The organism is Micromonospora auratinigra (genome assembly GCF_900089595.1).
Lineage (GTDB): Bacteria > Actinomycetota > Actinomycetes > Mycobacteriales > Micromonosporaceae > Micromonospora > Micromonospora auratinigra.
The window spans coordinates 5,505,330-5,523,454 of record NZ_LT594323.1; the positions used below are offsets into that span (position 1 = coordinate 5,505,330).

Consider the following 18,125-nt stretch of genomic DNA (forward strand, 5'->3'; position numbering starts at 1 on the left):
AGGGTGGATCGTCGGTCAGGAGGACTCGCGGGCCGCCGGGCCGCTGCCGAAGAGCACGTCGTCCCAGCTCGGCAGGCGCTTGCGCGGCTTGCCGCCGGCCTCGGCCGTCTCGCCGCCGGCAGCGGCAGCCGCCGGTGCCGGGCCGGTACGCCGGGGCCGCAGCACGGCCAGCGACGGCACGGCGGGGATTTCCTTGGGCGCGTCCGAGTCGTCGTCGAAGGCGGAACCCTGCCCGCCACCGAGCAGTGCCGCCGCCCCACCGGAGACGGCCCGCTGCCGGGGCGCGTCCTGGCCGGACAGTGCCGCCGCGGGACGGTTCTCCAGGCCCCGCCCGGACGAGCCGCCGAGCGGCCGGTCGAGGGAGGCCAGCAGGGCGTCCCGGCCGGCGCGGATCGGGTCCCGACCCGGGCGCGCGTGGTCGCCCGCCGCCGGCAGGCCGTGCCCGCCCCGGCTCGGCTCGCCGCGCGACGGGCCGGGCAGCGCGTGGCCCCGCTCGGGTGGCGGCTCCTGGCCCAGGATCGGCGTCGGGCGCTCGGCGCACAGGTACTGCGCCATGTCGTCGTGCGGGGTGACGTTCTGCCGGGTCTTGTCGAGGTCCCAGACCGCCTGCGCGGTCGCCTTGCCCGACGGCCAGGTGGCGATGATCCGCCAGGTGCCGTCGTCGCGGCGGTACGCGTCCCAGGAGATCTTCTCGGTGTCGATCCCGTGCTGGGCCAGCCGCCCGTTGACCACCTCGGCCAGCGGGGTCGGCTTCTCCGCCCCCTTGAGCCGGGTGCGTCGGGCGTGCTGGGCGAGCATGGCCCGCTCCTGGAGCACCGGGCCCGCATACCGCAGGACGCGGTCGACCGGGACGCCGGCGATCCGGGCGACGTCCTCGGCGGACTCACCGGAGCGGATCTTGGCCTGGATGTCCCGGGGGGAGAGCGAGGGCGTCGGGTCCGCGGCGGTGGGCACCACCGCGAGCGGAGCGGCCCCCGGCTCGGCGTGCATCGCCGAGGCGATGCGCTCGTCGATGGGGAGGGCCAGCAGGCGCCCGACCTCGTCGGCGAGCACCAGAGCCTGGCCGTCCTCGGAGAGGGCGACGAAGCGTACTGGGCGCATGGGCTTGCCTCCGTCCCGCTTCGCTGGCCGTGTCACGCCACGAGCCGGCCACCCGGGCGTCTCGGACCACCGTACGCTCATCTACCCGCAGGTGGGGGATGCGACACTCGGCATGTTGCGACTGAGCTGCGGCAATGATCACGGTGGGTGGTCGTCGGAGCCCCGGCGACCACCCACCGTCACGAGGTGATCAGAGTCGCTCGACCACGTAGTCGATGGACGCGGTGAGCGCCTCGACGTCGGCCGGCTCGACCGCTGGGAAGAGCGCCACCCGGAGCTGGTTGCGGCCCAGCTTCCGGTAGGGCTCGGTGTCGACGATGCCGTTGGCGCGCAGCGCCTTGGCGATCGCCGAGGCGTCCACCCCGTCGGCGAAGTCGATCGTGGCGACCACGTTGGACCGCAGCGCCGGGTCGGTCACGAACGGGGTGGCGTACGCCGAGCGCTCGGCCCAGCCGTACACGATGCCGGCGCTCTCGGCGGTGCGCTTGGCCGCCCAGGACAGGCCGCCCTGCGAGTTCATCCAGTCGGTCTGCTCGGCGGCCAGGAAGATGGTGGCCAGCGCGGGCGTGTTGTAGGTCTGCTCCAGCCGCGAGTTGTCGATCGCGGTGACCAGGTCGAGGAAGGCCGGGATGTAGCGGCCCGACTCCTTGATCTCGGTGGCCCGGGTCAGCGCGGCCGGCGACATCAGGGCCAGCCAGAGGCCGCCGTCGGAGCCGAAGCACTTCTGCGGGGCGAAGTAGTAGACGTCGGTCTCGCCGACGTTGACCTCCAGCCCGCCGGCGCCGGAGGTGGCGTCGACCAGCAGCAGCGAGCCCTCGTCGGCGCCCGCGACCCGGCTGATCGGCACGGCCACGCCGGTGGAGGTCTCGTTGTGCGGGGTGGCGTAGACGTCGACCCCGGCCTCGGCGACCAGGGCCGGCGCGCTGCCCGCCTCGGACTTGCGGACGGTCGGCTCACCGAGGAACGGGGCGTCCTTGACCGACTTGGCGAACTTCGCGCCGAACTCGCCGAAGCTGGCGAACTGCGCCCGGTCGCGGACCAGGCCGAAGGTGGCGACCTCCCAGAAGGCGGTGGTGCCGCCGTTGCCGATGACGACCTCGTAGCCCTCGGGCAGGGAGAAGAACTCGGCGAGGCCGCGCCGCAGCCGGGCGACCTGGTCGCGGACGGTCTTCTGCCGGTGCGAGGTGCCCAGGTAGCTGGTGGCCACGTCGGCGAGGGCGGAGACGGCCGCCGGACGGACCTTGGACGGCCCACAGCCGAAGCGTCCGTCGGCGGGCCTGATGTCGTCGGGAATCCGGATGGTCGGTGCGTCAGCCACGGTTGTCTCGATCCTTCCGCATGGGCGAGGGCGGGCCCTGGTGCGGGCGCGGACCGACGACGGCCGCGCACGGAGGCGCGGGGAGCCGGGATCCGGGCCCGGTCCGGCAGCGCTGCCGGACTTCATCCTCGCACCCGGGCGGCCGGCCCCGACGGCTGGTCCCACTCCCGGTGCTGAGGGATGCGCCACAGCGCGAGGGGCCCGGTCCGTCGCGGACCGGGCCCCTCGGGGGTACGTGGGATCAGACGCCGTGCGGGATCGCGTCCCAGCCCTCGACCTGCTGCGGCTTGCGGGTGCCCGGGCCGACGTAGGTGGCCGACGGGCGGACCAGCCGCTGGAGCTTCTTCTGCTCCAGGATGTGCGCGGACCAGCCGCCCATCCGGGCGCAGGTGAACATCGAGGTGAACATGTGCGCCGGCACCTCGGCGAAGTCCAGCACCACGGCCGACCAGAACTCGACGTTGGTGGCGAGCACCCGGTCGGGGCGGCGGGCCTGGAGCTCGGCCAGCGCGGCCTTCTCCAGCGCCTCGGCGACCTCGAAGCGCGGCGCGCCCAGCTCCTTGGCGGTGCGCCGGAGCACCCGGGCGCGCGGGTCCTCGGCCCGGTAGACCCGGTGGCCGAAGCCCATCAGCCGCTCGCCCCGGTCGAGGACGCCCTTGACGTACCCCTCGGCGTCGCCGCTGCGCTCGACGGCCTCCAGCATGGTGAGCACCCGGGACGGGGCGCCACCGTGCAGCGGGCCGGAGAGCGCGCCGATGCCGGAGGAGATGCAGGCGGCGGCGTCGGCGCCGGTGGAGGCGACGATCCGGGCGGTGAAGGTGGAGGCGTTCAGGCCGTGCTCGGCGGCCGAGATGAAGTAGGCGTCGACCGCCTTGACGTGCCGGGGGTCGGGCTCGCCCCGCCACCGCTTCATGAACCGCTCGACGATCGTCTCGGCCTTGTCGATCTCCTTCTGCGGGACGGCCGGCAGGCCGAGGCCGCGGGCCGACTGGGCGACGAAGGAGAGCGCGGTGACGGAGACCCGGGCCAGGTCCTCGCGGGCCTGCTCGTCGGAGATGTCGAGCAGCTGACTGAGCCCCCAGTACGGGGCGAGCATGGCGACCGCGGACTGCACGTCGACGCGGATGTCGCCGGAGTGCACCGGCACCGGGAACGGCTCGGCCGGCGGCAGGCCCGGGCCGAAGCGCCCGTCGACCAGCAGCGCCCAGACGTTGCCGAAGGAGACCTGGCCGATCAGATCCTCGATGTCCACGCCGCGGTAGCGCAGCGAGCCGCCCGCGCGGTCGGGTTCGGCGATCTCGGTCTCGAAGGCTACGACGCCCTCCAGGCCCGGTTTGAAGTCGGACATGTCGTCTCCTGGCTTCCGGCGGTGGTGGCCGCGCGGGCGGGATTCCGGCCCGCGGCTTAGGCGACCCTCAGGGATGTGTTCGTGACATCTTGCCTGCTGGGTAACCGAGTGCGCGACCCACTGCGACTGTGCGCCACGCGACATCCCCGCCGGTGGACAAGCTCACGTCCTCGGCCAGACTTGGCGGTGGGGCCTGGCCAGCGTCGGGGGACGCGGTCACCCCGACGAAGGGGACGAAGACTGTGACGGGCAACACACCCACTCCGGCCGGTATGCGTAACGAGTACGCGGCCGACCTGGGCCTTTCCGAAACCGATCTGGCGGCGGACTGGCACACCCAGTTCGGGCGCTGGTTCGCCGACGCGGTCGCGTACCCGCTGCCGGAGCCGAACGCCATGGTGGTCGGCACCGCCGACGCCGACGGCCGCCCCAGCGGCCGGACCGTCCTGCTCAAGGGCTACGACCCCGAGGGATTCATCTTCTTCACCAACTACGGCTCGCGCAAGGGCGCCGAGGCGGCCGCCAACCCGTGGGTCAGCCTGGTCTTCCCCTGGTTCCCGATGCAGCGGCAGGTGGTCGTCGCCGGCCGGGTCGAGCGGGTGGGCCGGGCCGAGACCGAGGCGTACTTCGCCGGCCGGCCGCGCGGCTCCCAGCTCGGCGCCTGGGCCAGCACCCAGTCCAGCGTGGTGCCCGACCGGGCCGCCCTGGACGCTGCGTACCGGGCGGCGGCCGAGCGCTTCGCCGGGGTGGAGCCGATCCCCGCGCCACCGCACTGGGGCGGCCTGCGGGTGCGCCCGGAGACCGTGGAGTTTTGGCAGGGGCGGGCCGGCCGGCTGCACGACCGGCTGCGGTTCCGCCGCACCGACGCCGGCGACTGGGTCGTCGAGCGGCTCGCCCCGTGAGCGGGACGACCGAGACCCGGCCGCGCGGAACGCGCCGCTGGGCGATCGACCTGCGTCCGCTGCGGGTGCCCGCGTACCGCCGGGTGTGGCTCGGCAACGGCGTGGCGATGTTCGGCTTCCAGTTCACCGCCGTGGCGGTGCCGGTGGAGATGTTCGACCTGACCGGCGGCTCGTTCTGGGTGGGCCTGCTGGGCGTCGCCGGGTTCGTGCCGCTGCTGGTCTTCGGGCTCTGGGGCGGCGCGGTGGCCGACGCCCGGGACCGCCGCCGGGTGCTGCTGGCCGGCGGGGCGCTGCTCTGGGCGTCGACCCTGGCGCTGCTGGTCCAGTCGCTGCTGCGGGTGGGCAGCCCCCTGCTGCTGCTCGGGCTGGTGGCGGTGCAGTCGACCGCGTTCGCGATCACCTCACCGGCGCGCAGCGCGATCCTGCCCCGGCTGGTGCCGACCGGGCTGGTCCCGGCGGCCAGCACGCTGAACTACACCACGTTCACCGCGACCTCGGTCTTCGGGCCGCTGGCCGCCGGCCTGATCTTCGCCGCCTGGCGGACCGACGTCGGGCTGCCGGTCGCGTACGCGGTGGACGCCCTGCTCTTCACCGTCTCGTTCTGGGCCACCCTGCGGCTGCCGGCGATGCCGCCCGAGCCGGACCCGGACGGCGCCGACGCGCCGCGCCGGGCGGGCCTGGCCAGCATCGTGGACGGCTTCCGTTACCTGGCCACCACGCCGGTGCTGCTGCTCTCCTTCGCCATCGACCTGATCGCGATGATCCTGGCCATGCCGCGCGCGCTCTTCCCCGAGCTGGCGCAGCAGCGCTTCGGCGGCGGCGCGGCGGTCGGCTGGCTCTACAGCGCCATCGCCATCGGCGCGATGCTGGGCGGCCTCACCTCCGGCTGGATCGGCCGGGTCCGTCGGCAGGGGCTGGCGCTGGTGGTCGCGGTGGTCGGCTGGGGCATCGCCATCGGCCTCGCCGGGCTGGCCCGGCAGCTCTGGCTGGTGGTCGCGCTGCTCGGCCTGGCCGGCGCCGCCGACCTGGTCAGCGCCACGCTGCGGCAGTCGATGCTGCTGGTCTACGCGCCGGACCGGATGCGCGGCCGGTTGCAGGGCGTCAACACGGTGGTGGTCGCGGGCGGCCCGCGCCTGGGCGACCTGCGGGCCGGGGCCACCGCGGCGGCGTTCGGCACCGGCGTGGCGATGGTCGGCGGCGGGCTGGCGGCGGCGGTGCTGGCGGTGGCGCTGGTGGCGGTCTTCCCGGCGCTGCTGCGCTACCGGGCGGCGGGCGTCCCGGATGCCGGCCGCTGACCGGGCACCCTTCCGCCGATCGACTAGGGTCGCCGGCATGGAGAATGTCACGGGGACGTCACCGTCCGGTGCACAGTGGACCATCGCCGCGGACGGCCACGAGGCGGTCGTCGTCGAGGTCGGCGGTGGCCTGCGGACCTACCGGCGCGACGGGGTCGACTACCTCGACGGGTACGCGGCGGACGAGCTCTGCCCCGGCTCCGCCGGGCAGGTGCTGGCCCCCTGGCCCAACCGGATCCGGGACGGCGTCTACACCTTCGGTGACCGGAAACTGCAGCTCGACCTGAGCGAGCCGGCCCGGCACAACGCCATCCACGGCCTGGTCAACTGGTCGGCCTGGCAGCTCGTGGAGCAGTCGCCGGAGAGCGTCACGGTCGGCTACGACCTGCCGGCGCGACCGGGCTACCCGTGGGCGCTGCGGCTGCGTACCCGCTGGAGCGTGGGGGCGGACGGGCTGCGGGCCGAGCACGAGGTGACCAACCTGGCCGGCGAGGAAGCGCCGTTCGGCTTCTCGGTCCACCCCTACCTGCGGCTGCCCGACGCGGCCGTGGACGAGCTGTCGCTGCGGGTGCCCGGGCGCAACCGGGTGCTGCTGGACAGCCGCCTGCTGCCGGTCGCCGCGACCGAGGTCGCCGGCACCGAGTACGACTTCACCGAGCCTCGCAAGATCGGCGACGCGGTGCTCGACCTGGCCTTCGGTGACGTCGTCCGTGACACCGACGGTGGCTCGTCGGTGACCCTGGCCGCCCCGGGCGGCGCGGAGGTGCACATCTGGGCCGACCGCGAGTTCGGCTGGTGGCAGGTCTTCACCGGCGACACCCTGACCGGCGAGCGGCACCGGCGTTCCGTCGCGGTCGAGCCGATGACCTGCCCGGCGGACGCGTTCCGCTCCGGCAGGGACGTGATCGCGCTGGCCCCCGGGCAGACCTGGCGGGGTGCCTGGGGCATCCGGCCCGGGGCCTGAGCATGGAGTTCGCCGAGGTCGTCCGGCGTCGCCGGATGGTCCGCAACTACGACCCGGACCGGCCGGTCCCGCCCGACGTGGTGGCCCGCCTGCTGGAGCACGCGACCCGGGCGCCCTCGGCGGGCTTCGCGCAGGGCTGGGGGTTCCTGGTGCTGGAGGAGCCGGCCGACCGCGAGCTGTTCTGGTCGGCCACCACGCCCGGCAGTGGTGGCCGGGAACGCTGGCTGGCCGGGATGCGCCGGGCTCCGCTGATCGTGGTGCCGCACGCCAACCGGGCCGCCTACCTGGACCGGTACGCCGAGGCGGACAAGGGCTGGGCGGACCGCTCGACCGATCGCTGGCCGGTGCCGTACTGGTACGTGGACACCGGCTTCGCCGCGCTGCTGATGCTGCTCACCGCCGTGGACGAGGGGCTGGGCGCGTGCTTCTTCGGCATCCCGCCGCAGCGGCTCGACGCGTACCGGGAGGCCTTCGGCGTGCCGGCGGAGTACCAGCCGATCGGTGCGGTCACCATCGGTTACCGGGCGCCCGACCACCGGTCACCGTCGTTGCGGCGCGGACGGCGTCCGGTGGGCGAGGTGGTCCACCGGGGTCGCTGGAGCTGAGCGTGGTTCCCGCTGGCCGGCGGGGGTAACGGACGTGGTGAACCCGACATGAGGGCGTAAAACGCGGTGTGACGGCTCCGGCTAGGCTGACACGGACATCAGCAGCCGGGCCAGGGGAGGGGAGCGCGCCTTGATCTTCAGAGCGGTCCGGGACGGGCGTCCCTACCCGGAGCACAACCTCACGCTCAAGCAGTGGGCCGAGATCCCGCCGCGCCCGCTGCGGCTGGACCAGCTCATCACCACCAAGCGGGAGCTGGCGCTGGACAAGCTCCTCGCCGAGGACTCGACCTTCTACGGCGACCTGTTCCCGCACGTGGTGCAGTGGAACGGCGGCCTCTACCTGGAGGACGGCCTGCACCGGGCGCTGCGCGCCGCGCTCCAGCAGCGCAACCAGATCCACGCCCGGGTGCTGGTGCTCGGCCCGCAGGCCGAGTGACGCCCGCCTGAGTCTTCGTTAAGGTGACGGCATGAGCCCTCTCGACCTGCTGGACATCGACGCGTCGCTGGGCGAGGAGGAACGCCAGATCCGCGCCGTCGTGCGCCAGGTCGTCGACGACCGGGTCCGCCCGCACGTCGCCGGCTGGTACGAGGACGGCCAGGTCCCGGCCCGCGAGCTGGCCCGCGAGTTCGGCAAGCTCGGCCTGCTCGGCATGCACCTGACCGGCTACGGCTGCGCCGGCGCGTCGGCCGTCGCGTACGGGCTGGCCTGCCTGGAGCTGGAGGCCGGCGACTCCGGCGTCCGCTCCCTGGTCTCGGTGCAGGGCTCGCTGGCCATGTACGCCATCTGGCGCTACGGCAGCGAGGAGCAGAAGCAGCGCTGGCTGCCCGCCATGGCGGCCGGCGAGGCGATCGGCTCCTTCGGGCTGACCGAGCCGGACCACGGCTCCGACCCGGCCTCGATGGCCACCCGGGCCCGCCGCGACGGCGACGACTGGATCCTCGACGGCAGCAAGATGTGGATCACCAACGCGCCGATCGCCGACGTCGCGGTGATCTGGGCGCGCACCGACGAGGGGGTACGCGGCTTCGCCGTACCCATGGACACGCCCGGGGTGACGGCGCACGAGATCCGGCACAAGATGTCCCTGCGCGCCTCGCTGACCGGCGAGATCTCGCTCGACGGGGTCCGCCTCCCGGCGGACGCCCGGCTGCCCGGCGCGACCGGCCTGAAGGCGCCGCTGAGCTGCCTCACCGAGGCCCGGCACGGCATCGTCTGGGGCGCGCTCGGCGCGGCCCGCGACTGCCTGGAGACCGCCCTGTCGTACGCGACCACCCGCACCCAGTTCGGCCGGCCGCTGGCCGGCTTCCAGCTCACCCAGGCCAAGCTGGCCGACATGGCGGTCGAGTGGAACAAGGGACTGCTGCTGGCGCTGCACCTGGGCCGGCTCGCCGACGCCGGGTCGCTGCGTCCGGAGCAGGTCAGCGTGGGCAAGCTGAACAACGTGCGGGAGGCGCTGGCCATCGCCCGGCAGTGCCGGACCATCCTCGGCGCCAACGGCGTCTCCGGCGAGTACCCGATCATGCGGCACGCCAACAACCTGGAGAGCGTGCTCACCTACGAGGGCACCTCGGAGATCCACCAGTTGGTCATCGGGCAGCGGCTGACCGGCCTCTCCGCCTTCGCCTGACCTGCGGTCACCCGTTCGGGTCGCTCGCCGCGCGACTGTCGCACGAGGGCCGTAACGTCATCATCAGTCGATGTGTCGGACGAGGACGGTGAGGGCGCATGGCCCGCGACGGTGACAGCAACGAGCCCACCCGGGAGTTCCCGGAGTACCCGACCGGCGACGACCTGCGCGCCCGGTCCGGGGCGACCGGCGACCCGATCCCGGGCCCGGCTCCGGCGTCCGGCCGGGGCGTCGGTGACGAGCCCTACCCGGGGCCCTCGCCGGCTGCCGCCCGGCCCGGTGGCGGGGCGGTGCGCGGCCTGCTGGCGGTGCTCGGCGCGGCCGCGCTGGTCGTGGTGGCGTTGATCGGTGTGCAGGCGACCGGCATCCTGCCGGACTTCCGCAACCCGTTCGCCAAGGAGCAGACCGACCGCAGCCAGCCGCCGCTGCTCAAGTCGATCCGCGACCTCAGCCGGTACGTGGCCGCCGAAGGTGACTTCCAGGTCGTGGTCGACCTCCAGAAGGACCGGAAGAACGTGCCGGACTTCCTGCTCAACCAGCGGACCCTCTTCGTCGGGGCCGGCTCGGTCGAGGCGTACGTGGACTTCTCCAGGATCGCCGAGGGGGCGGTGGTGGAGTCGGCCGACAAGAAGTCGGTGGAGATCAAACTCCCCGCCCCGCAGCTCGGCGAGACCAACCTCGACCTGGACAAGAGCTACGTCTTCGCCGAGGAGCGCGGCCTGTTCAACCGGATCAACGACCTGGTGGCCGGCGACGCCAACCGGCAGCAGCAGGTCTACCAGCTCGCCGAGGACCGGATCACCACCGCGGCCCGGGACAGCGGGCTGACCGCCCGGGCCGAGGAGAACACCCGCAAGATGCTGGAGGGCCTGCTGCGCTCGCTCGGCTACCAGCAGGTCACCGTCACCTACACCGCCTCCTGACGCGCGGACGCCCGCCCCGGCCGGTGCCGGGGCGGGCGTCGTCGGTCTCCGCGCGTCGGGCGGCGGCGGGGGTCAGTAGCGGACGCGGTCCTCGTTCGGCATCAGGATCCACAGCACCAGGTAGACGATCACCTGGGTGCCGGGCAGCAGCAGCGACAGCAGGAACAGCAGCCGGATCATGCCGGCCGACATGCCGAACCGCTGCGCCAGGCCGGCGCAGACGCCGGCGAACATGCGCCCCTCGCGGGGCCGGACCAGTTTGCGACTCATCTGTCGTACTCCCACTCTGCGGCGATCCGCCGCGCTGCATTCCACGGTAGGAAGGGGTGCGCGCCCCGCCCTCGGCCCCGAGGAGGATCGGCGACCCGGGCACCCGTAGGTGCTTACCCCGGCGACTCCCCACCGACGCACCCCGGCCCGGCCTCGTCCGGCCCCCGCGGCCGCCGCGGGGCGGGCGGGAGTGTCCCGTGGTGAGGGCGGGTACTGACCTGGGCGGGTAGGCTCGCCGGTCGGGTCCCACACCCCCGGGGCCCTGGTGGGGCCCCACACCCTGGGGCCCGCCCGCCGTCCCGCACCGGGCCGGCGCACCGGTCCGGATCCGCACAACGGGTACGACGGCGAGGAAAGTGCAGCCATGATCAGTGTTTTCGACCTCTTCAGCGTCGGTATCGGCCCCTCCAGCTCGCACACCGTCGGGCCGATGCGGGCCGCCCGGACGTTCGTGGCCGGGCTCAAGGCGGACGGGCTGCTCACCGACGTCACCCGGGTGCAGGCGGAGCTGTTCGGCTCGCTGGGCGCCACCGGGCACGGGCACGGCAGCGACCGTGCGGTGCTGCTCGGGCTGGAGGGGGAGGCCCCGGAGACGGTCGACACCGACACCGTCGGGCCCCGGGTGGAGCGGATCCGGGCCCAGCGGCGGCTGGCCCTGCTCGGCACCCAGGAGATCGACTTCGACCCGGACCGGGACCTGGTGCTGCACCGGCGGCGGTCGCTGCCGTACCACCCGAACGGGATGACCTTCGCGGCGTACGACGCGGCCGGTGCCGAGGTGCGGGCGCGGACGTACTACTCCGTGGGTGGCGGGTTCGTGGTGGACGAGGCGGCGGCCGGGGCGGACCGGATCAAGCCGGACAGCACCCGGGTGCGGTACCCGTTCCTCACCGGCGCGGAGCTGCTGACGGTGACCACCGGGAACGGGCTGTCGATCAGCGAGGTGATGCTCGCCAACGAGCTCTCCTGGCGCAGCGCGGCGGACGTCCGGGCCGGGCTGCTGGAGATCTGGCGGGTGATGCGGGAGTGCGTCGACAACGGCTGCGCCCGCGACGGCGTGCTGCCGGGCGGGCTGAAGGTCCGCCGCCGGGCGGCGGAGCTGCGCCGCAGCCTGGAGGCGGACACCGACTCCACCGACCCGCTGCGGGCGATGGACTGGGTGACCCTGTTCGCCCTGGCGGTCAACGAGGAGAACGCGGCCGGCGGCCGGGTGGTGACCGCCCCGACGAACGGTGCCGCCGGCATCATCCCGGCGGTGCTGCACTACTACACCCGGTTCGTGCCGGGCGCCTCCGAGGAGGGCGTGGTCCGGTTCCTGCTCGCGGCCGGCGCGATCGGGGTGCTGTTCAAGGAGAACGCCTCGATCTCCGGGGCCGAGGTCGGCTGCCAGGGCGAGGTCGGCTCGGCCTGCTCGATGGCGGCGGCCGGGCTCGCCGAGGCGCTGGGCGGCACGCCGGAGCAGGTGGAGAACGCGGCCGAGATCGGCATGGAGCACAACCTGGGTCTGACCTGCGACCCGGTGGGTGGCCTGGTGCAGATCCCGTGCATCGAGCGCAACGCGGTGGCCAGCATCAAGGCGATCACCGCGGCCCGGCTGGCGCTGCGCGGGGACGGGGTGCACGCGGTCTCGCTCGACAAGGTCATCAAGACCATGCGGGAGACCGGCGCGGACATGAAGGTGAAGTACAAGGAGACGGCGCGGGGCGGCCTCGCGGTCAACGTCATCGAGTGCTGAGACCGGCCCCGGCCCGGCCCGGGTGGGACACAATGGGGTGACCCGGCGGGCGGCCGCGTCGATCCACCGGCGGCGGAGGCGAGGATGGGACGGTGACGACAGGAGTCGGCGCGCTCTGGTCGGCCCGCAACTCGCTGCGCATCCTGGTCAAGCGGGACCTCGCGGTGAAGTACCAGCAGTCGGTGCTGGGCTACTTCTGGTCGTTGATCGAGCCGCTCGGCATGGGCCTGATCTACTGGTTCGTCTTCGGGGTGCTCTATTCCGGCGCGACCCGCCGGCACCTGGGTGACGCGGCCGGGTCGTACCCGTTGTTCCTGATCACCGGGATCTTCGCCTGGATGTGGGCCAGTTCGGCGCTGACCGAGGCGACCAACGCGCTGACCGGGCAGGCCCGGCTGATCACCACGATGAACGTGCCCCGGCAGGTCTTCCCGATCGGCCGGGTGACCGGCCGGTTCGCCGAGTACCTGGCCGGGCTGCCGGTGCTGGCCGGCATCGCGGCGATCTACGTGGCGCACGGGAAGATCCGTCTCGGTTGGTCGCTGCTCTCCCTGCCGTTGGCGATCGCGGTGCAGTTCGTGCTGCTGGTGGGGGTCGCGTTGCTGCTGTCGGCGTGGAACGTGCTGATGCGCGACATCGAGCGGTTCATGCGGCTGATCATCCGGGTGCTCTTCTACGCCACCCCGATCATCTATCCGCTCGCCCTGGTCCGGGACTCGGGCATGCCGACCTGGCTGAAGATCGCGTACGAGTTGAACCCGCTGGTCGGGATCTTCCAGCTGCACCACGCGATCTGGTACCCGGACGAGTTCCCGGACGCCCGGCTGCTCGCCGTGACGGTGCTGGGCAGTCTGCTGGTGCTGGCGGCCGGCTGGTGGTCGTTCCGCCGGCTGGAGCCGGCCGTGCTGAAGGAACTCTGAGCCGTGCCGAAGGAACTCTGCGCCCAGGCGGGGGAAGTCTGAGATGGCGGCGATCATCGAGGCGGACGGGCTCGGCATCCGGTTCGTGCGGAACCGGCGGCGGCAGCTCCGGCTGCGCGAGCTGATGATCCACCGGGGCCGGCGCGGGGCGGACACCGGCCGGTTCTGGCCGTTGCGGGACGTCTCGTTCGCCATCGAGCCGGGCGAGACGGTGGGGGTGGTCGGGCGCAACGGCACCGGCAAGAGCACCCTGCTGCGGCTGATCGCCGGGGTGCTGATCCCCGACGAGGGGCGGATCGCGGTGCACGGCGCGGTGGCCCCGCTGCTGGAACTCTCCGCCGGTTTCTCCAACGACCTGACCGGGCGGGAGAACCTGTACCTGGTGGGCGGCCTGCACGGGCTCTCCACGGGGTACCTGCGGCGGCACTTCGACGAGATCGTCTCGTTCGCTGGTGAGCAGGTGGAACGCTCGGTGGACACCTCGGTGCGGCACTACTCGTCGGGCATGAAGGTGCGGCTCGGCTTCGCCATCATCGCCCACCTGCCGCATCCGATCCTGTTGATGGACGAGGTGACCGCGGTCGGGGACGCCGAGTTCCGCGCCAGGTGCTATGCGACCATCGAGCGACTTCTCGCGGAAGGGCGCACATTGGTGCTGGTGTCACACAACGAAAAGGACCTCACCCGGTTCTGTCGTCGGGGCCTCTACCTCGACGCCGGACGGCTGACCGTCGACGGGACCATCGACGAGGCGCTCACGGCGTACGCCGGGGCCGGGCCGCGGTGACCCTGGCGATCGTGCTCGCCGCCGGACCGGCGGCGGGCCTGACCACCGATGCCGGGGAACGCCTGGTCGACCGGCTCACCGACCAGTGGCGGCGGGCCGGGGCGGACGAGGTGCGGGTCGCCGGCGACCTGACCGAGCTGGCCGCCCTGCTGACCGGCACGACCGGCCCGGTGCTGCTCAGCGGGGCCGACCTGGTGGCGCACACCGCCGTACTGAGGCATCTGGCGACCAGCCCGGTGGGCCCGACGGTGGCCCTGGTGCTCACCGACCCGCCGGCCGCCGGCCGGGCGACGGTCCGCGAGGAGCGCGGCCAGGTGGTCGCGGTCGACGACCCGGCGGGCGCGACCGGGGTGTTCGGCGGCGCGCTGCGGGTCGGCCAGGCCGACCTGCCCCACCTGGCCGCCGCCGCGACCGACGCCGCCGGGGAGACCGGGGCGTCCGCGCTGGACCGGCTCTTCGCCGGCCTCGCGGCGCGTGGTCCGCTGATCTTCGCGCAGCGGGTACGCCTGCTCGTGGCGCACCGGGTCGACACCGGGGCGGAGCTGTCCCGGGCCGCCGCGGACGTGGCCTCGGTCGACGAGGACAAGGCGGAGCTGCGGCTGTCGGTGAAGGAGCGCGACGACTTCTTCACCACCTTCTTCGTCAGCACCTGGTCCCCGTACGTGGCGAAGGCGGCGGCCCGGCTCGGCCTGGGCCCGACGGCGGTCACGATGATCTCGGTGGTCTTCGCGGTGGCGGCGGCGGTGCTGTTCGGGGTGGGCGGCCGGGCCGCGCTGGTGGCCGGCGGCATCCTGCTCTACCTGGGCTTCGTGCTGGACTGCGTGGACGGCCAACTGGCCCGCTACACCCGGCACTTCAGCGCCTGGGGTGGCTGGCTGGACACGATGGCCGACCGGGCCAAGGAGTACGTCGTCTACGCCGGCCTCGGCTACGGCGCGACGCACGCCGGGTTCCGGTACGGCTGGGCGCTGGCGATCGCCGCGATGACCCTGCAGACGGTCCGGCACATGACCGACACCTGGTACGGCGTGCTGCACGACGAGGCGGCCCGGCGACCCAGGGCGGCGACGGGCGACGCGGGCGGGATCGGCGGGAAGCTGAACGCCGCCTCGACGAAGGTGCAGGCGGACACCGGCTCGGTGTCGTACTGGCTGAAGCGCACGGTGGTCTTCCCGATCGGGGAGCGCTGGGCGCTGATGGCGCTGACCGCCGCGCTCTTCGGCCCGCTGGTGGCGCTCTGCGCGGTGCTGGTCTGGGGGACGCTGGCGTTCGCGTACACCGGGGCGCTGCGGACCCTGCGCGCGTGGTGGATGCGGGTGCCGGTGCTGACCACGGTGGACGCCTCGCTGCACCGCGACGACGGGCCGGCGGTCCGGCGGTTCGTGGCCGCCGTGCCGGGGCGGGTCGGTCGGTGGGGCGTCGGTGAGCTGCCGCTGGCCCTGCTGCCGGCGCTGCTGCCGCTGGCGTTGCTGCTCTGGGCGGCCTGGCAGGGCACGGACACGCCGCGCTGGGCGGTGGCGGTGGCCCTGCTGGGCTGGCTGCGCGCGGTGGTGGGGGCGCGGGTGGTGCCCGACGGGCCGCTGGACTGGCTGGTCCCGGCCGTGCTGCGGGCCGGCGAGTACCTCTTCGCCATCGCCGTCGGGATGGTCGGCGGCGCGCCCGCCTGGCTGATCTTCGGGTACGTCTTCGTGCTGACCCTGCACCACTACGACCTGACCGCGCGGCTGGAGAAGCGGCAGGCGGCACCGCCGCTGCACGACGCCTCGCTGGGCTGGGAGGGCCGGTCGGTGCTGCTGGGGATCGCGGCGATCGCCGGAATTGTGAGCATCGCTCTGGCTACACTCGGTACGTACCTTCTCGTGGTTTTCGTCGCGAGTGTGGTCCTCGCCTGGGTGGTCCTGCCGGCCCGCGCCCGACGGACGCCGGCGCCGGTCGGTGGCGGGGTGCGCTCGCCGGGCTGACGCCAGGGGCGGCCGGGATGACTCTGCTCAGCTTCGTCGTACCGGCCTTCCGGGTGCAGGGTTACCTGCGGGAGTGCCTGGACTCGATCCTCGACCAGCCGTACCGCGACCTCGAGGTGATCGGCGTCGACGACGCCTCCCCGGACGGCAGCGGCGAGATCCTGGCCGAGTACGCGGCCCGCGACCCCCGGGTCCACCCGGTCCACCTCGCCGAGAACGTCGGGCTCGGTCCGGCCCGCAACATCGGGCTGGACCGGGCCACCGGCGAGTACGTCTGGTTCGTCGACGGCGACGACTGGCTGGTCCCCGGCTGCCTGCCGCACGTGGTCGACCGGCTGCGCGCCACCCGCCCGGACGTGCTGGTCGTCGACCACGTCCGGGCGCACTGGAACAACATCGGCACCCGCAGCGCGATGCGCGAGGTGTTCCCGGAGCCCCCCGGCGCGACCACCTTCCGGCTGCTCGACCGGCCGGAGGCGATGCGGCTGCTGCACACCGCCTGGAACCGGGTGATCCGCCGGGAGTTCCTGATCGAGCGGGGCCTGCGCTTCGAGCCCGGCTGGTACGAGGACGTCTCGTTCAGCTACCCGGTGCTGATGACCGCCGAGCGGATCGGGGTGCTGGACCGGATCTGCCTCAACTACCGGCAGCGCCGGACCGGGGCGATCACCCGGACCCGGGGCGACCGGCACTTCGAGGTCTTCGCCCAGTGGCACCGGGTGTTCCGGCTGATGGACCGGTGGGACGGCGAGCTGTCCGCGCTGCGCCCGGCCGTCTTCGAGCGGATGATCTGGCACTACCTGACGGTGCTCGGCAACGGCGAACGGATCGCCCCCGCGCTGCGGCCCGCCTTCTTCGCCCAGATCCACGCCGACTACGTACGCTTCCTGCCGCCCGGTGGGTATGCGGTGCCGCCGGGCGTGGACGGGCTGAAGCACCGGCTGGTGGCGCAGGGACGGTGGCGCACGTTCAGCGCGCTGCGCGACGCCAACCAGGCAGTGGAGACCGCCCGGCGCGGCGCCCGGACGGTGAAGCGACGGGTGCTGCCGGTGGCCCGGCGGACCGCCCGCCGGGCCCGGGACGCCGCCTTGCGCGAGTACTACCGGGGCGAGCTGCACCGCCCGATCGACCCGACGCTGGCCGTCTACGCCGCCTACTGGTACCGGGGGTACGCCTGCAATCCGGCCGCGATCTACGCCGCCGCCCGCCGCCTCGCCCCCCAGGTACGCGGGGTGTGGATCGTCCGCCGGGACCGGGTCGACTCCCTTCCGCCCGGGGTCGAGTACGTGGTGGCCGGCAGCCGGGACTACTACCGGGTGCTGGCCCGGGCCCGCTGGCTGGTCAACAACGTCAACTTCCCGGACTTCGTCCGCAAGCGTCCCGGCTCGGTGCACGTGCAGACCCACCACGGCACCCCGGTGAAGGTGATGGGGCTGGACCAGCAGCGGTTCCCGATGGGCGCACTGGGGATGGACTTCGCCCGGCTGCTGCGCCGGGTGGACCGGTGGGACTACAGCGTCTCCTCGAACAGCTTCTCCACCCAGATGTGGGAGCGGGCGTACCCGGCCGGGTACACCGCCCTGGAGGTCGGCTACCCGCGCAACGACCGGCTGGCGCTGGCCACGGCGGGGGAGTGCCGTCAGGTGCGGGCGGCGCTGGGCCTCGGTCCGGACGACCTCGTGGTGCTGTACGCGCCGACCCACCGCGAGCACCTGCCGGGCTGGCGGCCGCCGTTCGACCCGGACCGGCTGCTCGACGTGCTCGGCCCGACCGGGCGGCTGCTGATGCGCAGCCACTACTTCCACGACCGGGAACGCCGGCCGGGTGGCCCGGTCCGCGACCGGGTGCTCGACGTCAGCGCCCACGACCGGGTGGAGGACCTCTACCTCGCGGCGGACGTGCTGGTCACCGACTACTCGTCGGCGATGTTCGACTACGCCGTACTGGACCGGCCGATCGTGGTGTACGCCCCGGACTGGGACGCGTACCGGGTGGCCCGGGGGGTCTACTTCGACCTGCTGGCCGAGCCGCCGGGCGCGGTGGCGGTCGACTTCCCGGGCCTGCTCGACGTGTTCCGCTCCGGCGCACTGCGGTCCGCCGTCGCCGCCCAGGCCCGCCAGCGGTTCCGGGCCCGCTTCTGCGCGCTGGACGACGGCCACGCCGCCGAGCGGGTGGTACGCCGGGTCTTCCTGGACGAACCCGGCTGAGAAAAGAAGCTACTCGCCGGTCACCTTACTGATCGGCGCCGACCGATCCTGCGTAATAGGTCTGTCACGGGACGAACATGGCACGTTTACCCGATGTGCGGATCCCATGATGCTCGCCACAGTCATTCCCGGGTTCGGGCCGAAGAGCTGGGGGAGGTGAC

Annotated in this window: 16 protein-coding genes; 12 read left to right on the plus strand and 4 right to left on the minus strand. The window is 73.5% G+C overall.

All coding sequences use genetic code 11. The features are described 5' to 3' along the window. Positions 1-15: 15 nt before the first annotated feature. From sepH to GA0070611_RS25010, 3 genes are all read right to left on the minus strand, one after another. Complete coding sequence (gene sepH, locus GA0070611_RS25000) at positions 16-1,101, minus strand: septation protein SepH (RefSeq protein ID WP_091669146.1); 1,086 nt, start codon at positions 1,099-1,101, stop codon at positions 16-18. Between the two features lie 190 nt (positions 1,102-1,291). Further along, the gene (gene serC / locus GA0070611_RS25005; RefSeq protein WP_091669150.1) at positions 1,292-2,419 is read right to left on the minus strand and encodes a phosphoserine transaminase; all 1,128 of its coding nucleotides are present in this window, start codon (positions 2,417-2,419) and stop codon (positions 1,292-1,294) included. Between the two features lie 241 nt (positions 2,420-2,660). Beyond that, positions 2,661-3,767, minus strand: coding sequence for a citrate synthase 2 (locus GA0070611_RS25010; RefSeq protein WP_091669155.1), 1,107 nt, complete (start codon positions 3,765-3,767; stop codon positions 2,661-2,663). Positions 3,768-4,039: 272 nt separating this feature from the next. Here GA0070611_RS25010 and pdxH point away from each other — a divergent pair, with 272 nt between their 5' ends. From pdxH to GA0070611_RS25045, 7 genes are all read left to right on the plus strand, one after another. Further along, complete coding sequence (pdxH, locus tag GA0070611_RS25015) at positions 4,040-4,669, plus strand: pyridoxamine 5'-phosphate oxidase (RefSeq protein ID WP_091669158.1); 630 nt, start codon at positions 4,040-4,042, stop codon at positions 4,667-4,669. Beyond that, positions 4,666-5,964, plus strand: a complete 1,299-nt coding sequence (locus tag GA0070611_RS25020) for an MFS transporter (RefSeq protein WP_091669162.1) — start codon at positions 4,666-4,668, stop codon at positions 5,962-5,964. The genes pdxH and GA0070611_RS25020 overlap by 4 nt, the downstream gene beginning before the upstream one ends. Before the next feature lie 37 nt (positions 5,965-6,001). After that, the gene (locus GA0070611_RS25025) at positions 6,002-6,928 is read left to right on the plus strand and encodes an aldose 1-epimerase family protein (protein ID WP_091669167.1); all 927 of its coding nucleotides are present in this window, start codon (positions 6,002-6,004) and stop codon (positions 6,926-6,928) included. Between the two features lie 2 nt (positions 6,929-6,930). Then, the gene (locus GA0070611_RS25030; RefSeq protein ID WP_091669172.1) at positions 6,931-7,533 is read left to right on the plus strand and encodes a nitroreductase family protein; all 603 of its coding nucleotides are present in this window, start codon (positions 6,931-6,933) and stop codon (positions 7,531-7,533) included. A 130-nt stretch (positions 7,534-7,663) separates the two neighbouring features. Next, positions 7,664-7,969: a type II toxin-antitoxin system VapB family antitoxin gene (locus GA0070611_RS25035; protein ID WP_091669177.1), complete on the plus strand. Its 306-nt coding sequence runs from the start codon at positions 7,664-7,666 to the stop codon at positions 7,967-7,969. Positions 7,970-8,000: 31 nt separating this feature from the next. Then, positions 8,001-9,161, plus strand: a complete 1,161-nt coding sequence (locus tag GA0070611_RS25040) for an acyl-CoA dehydrogenase family protein (RefSeq protein WP_091669181.1) — start codon at positions 8,001-8,003, stop codon at positions 9,159-9,161. A gap of 98 nt (positions 9,162-9,259) precedes the next feature. Next, positions 9,260-10,084: a DUF4230 domain-containing protein gene (locus tag GA0070611_RS25045; protein ID WP_091669184.1), complete on the plus strand. Its 825-nt coding sequence runs from the start codon at positions 9,260-9,262 to the stop codon at positions 10,082-10,084. 72 nt (positions 10,085-10,156) lie between these two features. On the opposite strand, the gene GA0070611_RS25050 is transcribed toward GA0070611_RS25045, so the two are convergent. Next, entirely contained in the window at positions 10,157-10,354 is a 198-nt protein-coding gene (locus tag GA0070611_RS25050) for a PspC domain-containing protein (protein WP_091669187.1), read from the minus strand. 364 nt (positions 10,355-10,718) lie between these two features. Between GA0070611_RS25050 and GA0070611_RS25055 the strand changes: the two genes are divergently transcribed. The 5 genes from GA0070611_RS25055 to GA0070611_RS25075 all read left to right on the plus strand — a co-directional run bounded on the left by GA0070611_RS25055 (position 10,719) and on the right by GA0070611_RS25075 (position 17,964). After that, the gene (locus tag GA0070611_RS25055; protein ID WP_091669191.1) at positions 10,719-12,089 is read left to right on the plus strand and encodes an L-serine ammonia-lyase; all 1,371 of its coding nucleotides are present in this window, start codon (positions 10,719-10,721) and stop codon (positions 12,087-12,089) included. A 92-nt stretch (positions 12,090-12,181) separates the two neighbouring features. Further along, positions 12,182-13,009, plus strand: coding sequence for an ABC transporter permease (locus tag GA0070611_RS25060; RefSeq protein ID WP_091669194.1), 828 nt, complete (start codon positions 12,182-12,184; stop codon positions 13,007-13,009). A 43-nt stretch (positions 13,010-13,052) separates the two neighbouring features. Continuing rightward, positions 13,053-13,796, plus strand: coding sequence for an ABC transporter ATP-binding protein (locus tag GA0070611_RS25065; RefSeq protein ID WP_091669198.1), 744 nt, complete (start codon positions 13,053-13,055; stop codon positions 13,794-13,796). Then, on the plus strand, positions 13,793-15,757 hold the full coding sequence (locus GA0070611_RS25070) for a DUF5941 domain-containing protein (RefSeq protein WP_091669203.1): 1,965 nt from the start codon (positions 13,793-13,795) through the stop codon (positions 15,755-15,757). Before GA0070611_RS25065 ends, GA0070611_RS25070 begins: the two co-directional genes overlap by 4 nt. A gap of 17 nt (positions 15,758-15,774) precedes the next feature. After that, the gene (locus GA0070611_RS25075) at positions 15,775-17,964 is read left to right on the plus strand and encodes a bifunctional glycosyltransferase/CDP-glycerol:glycerophosphate glycerophosphotransferase (RefSeq protein ID WP_091669207.1); all 2,190 of its coding nucleotides are present in this window, start codon (positions 15,775-15,777) and stop codon (positions 17,962-17,964) included. The last annotated feature ends 161 nt before the right edge of the window (positions 17,965-18,125 follow it).

What these genes read in the sequence shown, in the direction of transcription:
- sepH (WP_091669146.1), bottom strand. Translation starts at nt 1,101, where the DNA reads ATGCGCCCAGTACGCTTCGTCGCCCTCTCCGAGGACGGCCAGGCTCTG.
- GA0070611_RS25025 (WP_091669167.1), top strand. Translation starts at nt 6,002, where the DNA reads ATGGAGAATGTCACGGGGACGTCACCGTCCGGTGCACAGTGGACCATC.
- GA0070611_RS25045 (WP_091669184.1), top strand. Translation starts at nt 9,260, where the DNA reads ATGGCCCGCGACGGTGACAGCAACGAGCCCACCCGGGAGTTCCCGGAG.
- GA0070611_RS25050 (WP_091669187.1), bottom strand. Translation starts at nt 10,354, where the DNA reads ATGAGTCGCAAACTGGTCCGGCCCCGCGAGGGGCGCATGTTCGCCGGC.
- GA0070611_RS25010 (WP_091669155.1), bottom strand. Translation starts at nt 3,767, where the DNA reads ATGTCCGACTTCAAACCGGGCCTGGAGGGCGTCGTAGCCTTCGAGACC.
- GA0070611_RS25075 (WP_091669207.1), top strand. Translation starts at nt 15,775, where the DNA reads ATGACTCTGCTCAGCTTCGTCGTACCGGCCTTCCGGGTGCAGGGTTAC.
- GA0070611_RS25040 (WP_091669181.1), top strand. Translation starts at nt 8,001, where the DNA reads ATGAGCCCTCTCGACCTGCTGGACATCGACGCGTCGCTGGGCGAGGAG.
- GA0070611_RS25030 (WP_091669172.1), top strand. Translation starts at nt 6,931, where the DNA reads ATGGAGTTCGCCGAGGTCGTCCGGCGTCGCCGGATGGTCCGCAACTAC.
- GA0070611_RS25055 (WP_091669191.1), top strand. Translation starts at nt 10,719, where the DNA reads ATGATCAGTGTTTTCGACCTCTTCAGCGTCGGTATCGGCCCCTCCAGC.
- GA0070611_RS25065 (WP_091669198.1), top strand. Translation starts at nt 13,053, where the DNA reads ATGGCGGCGATCATCGAGGCGGACGGGCTCGGCATCCGGTTCGTGCGG.
- pdxH (WP_091669158.1), top strand. Translation starts at nt 4,040, where the DNA reads ATGCGTAACGAGTACGCGGCCGACCTGGGCCTTTCCGAAACCGATCTG.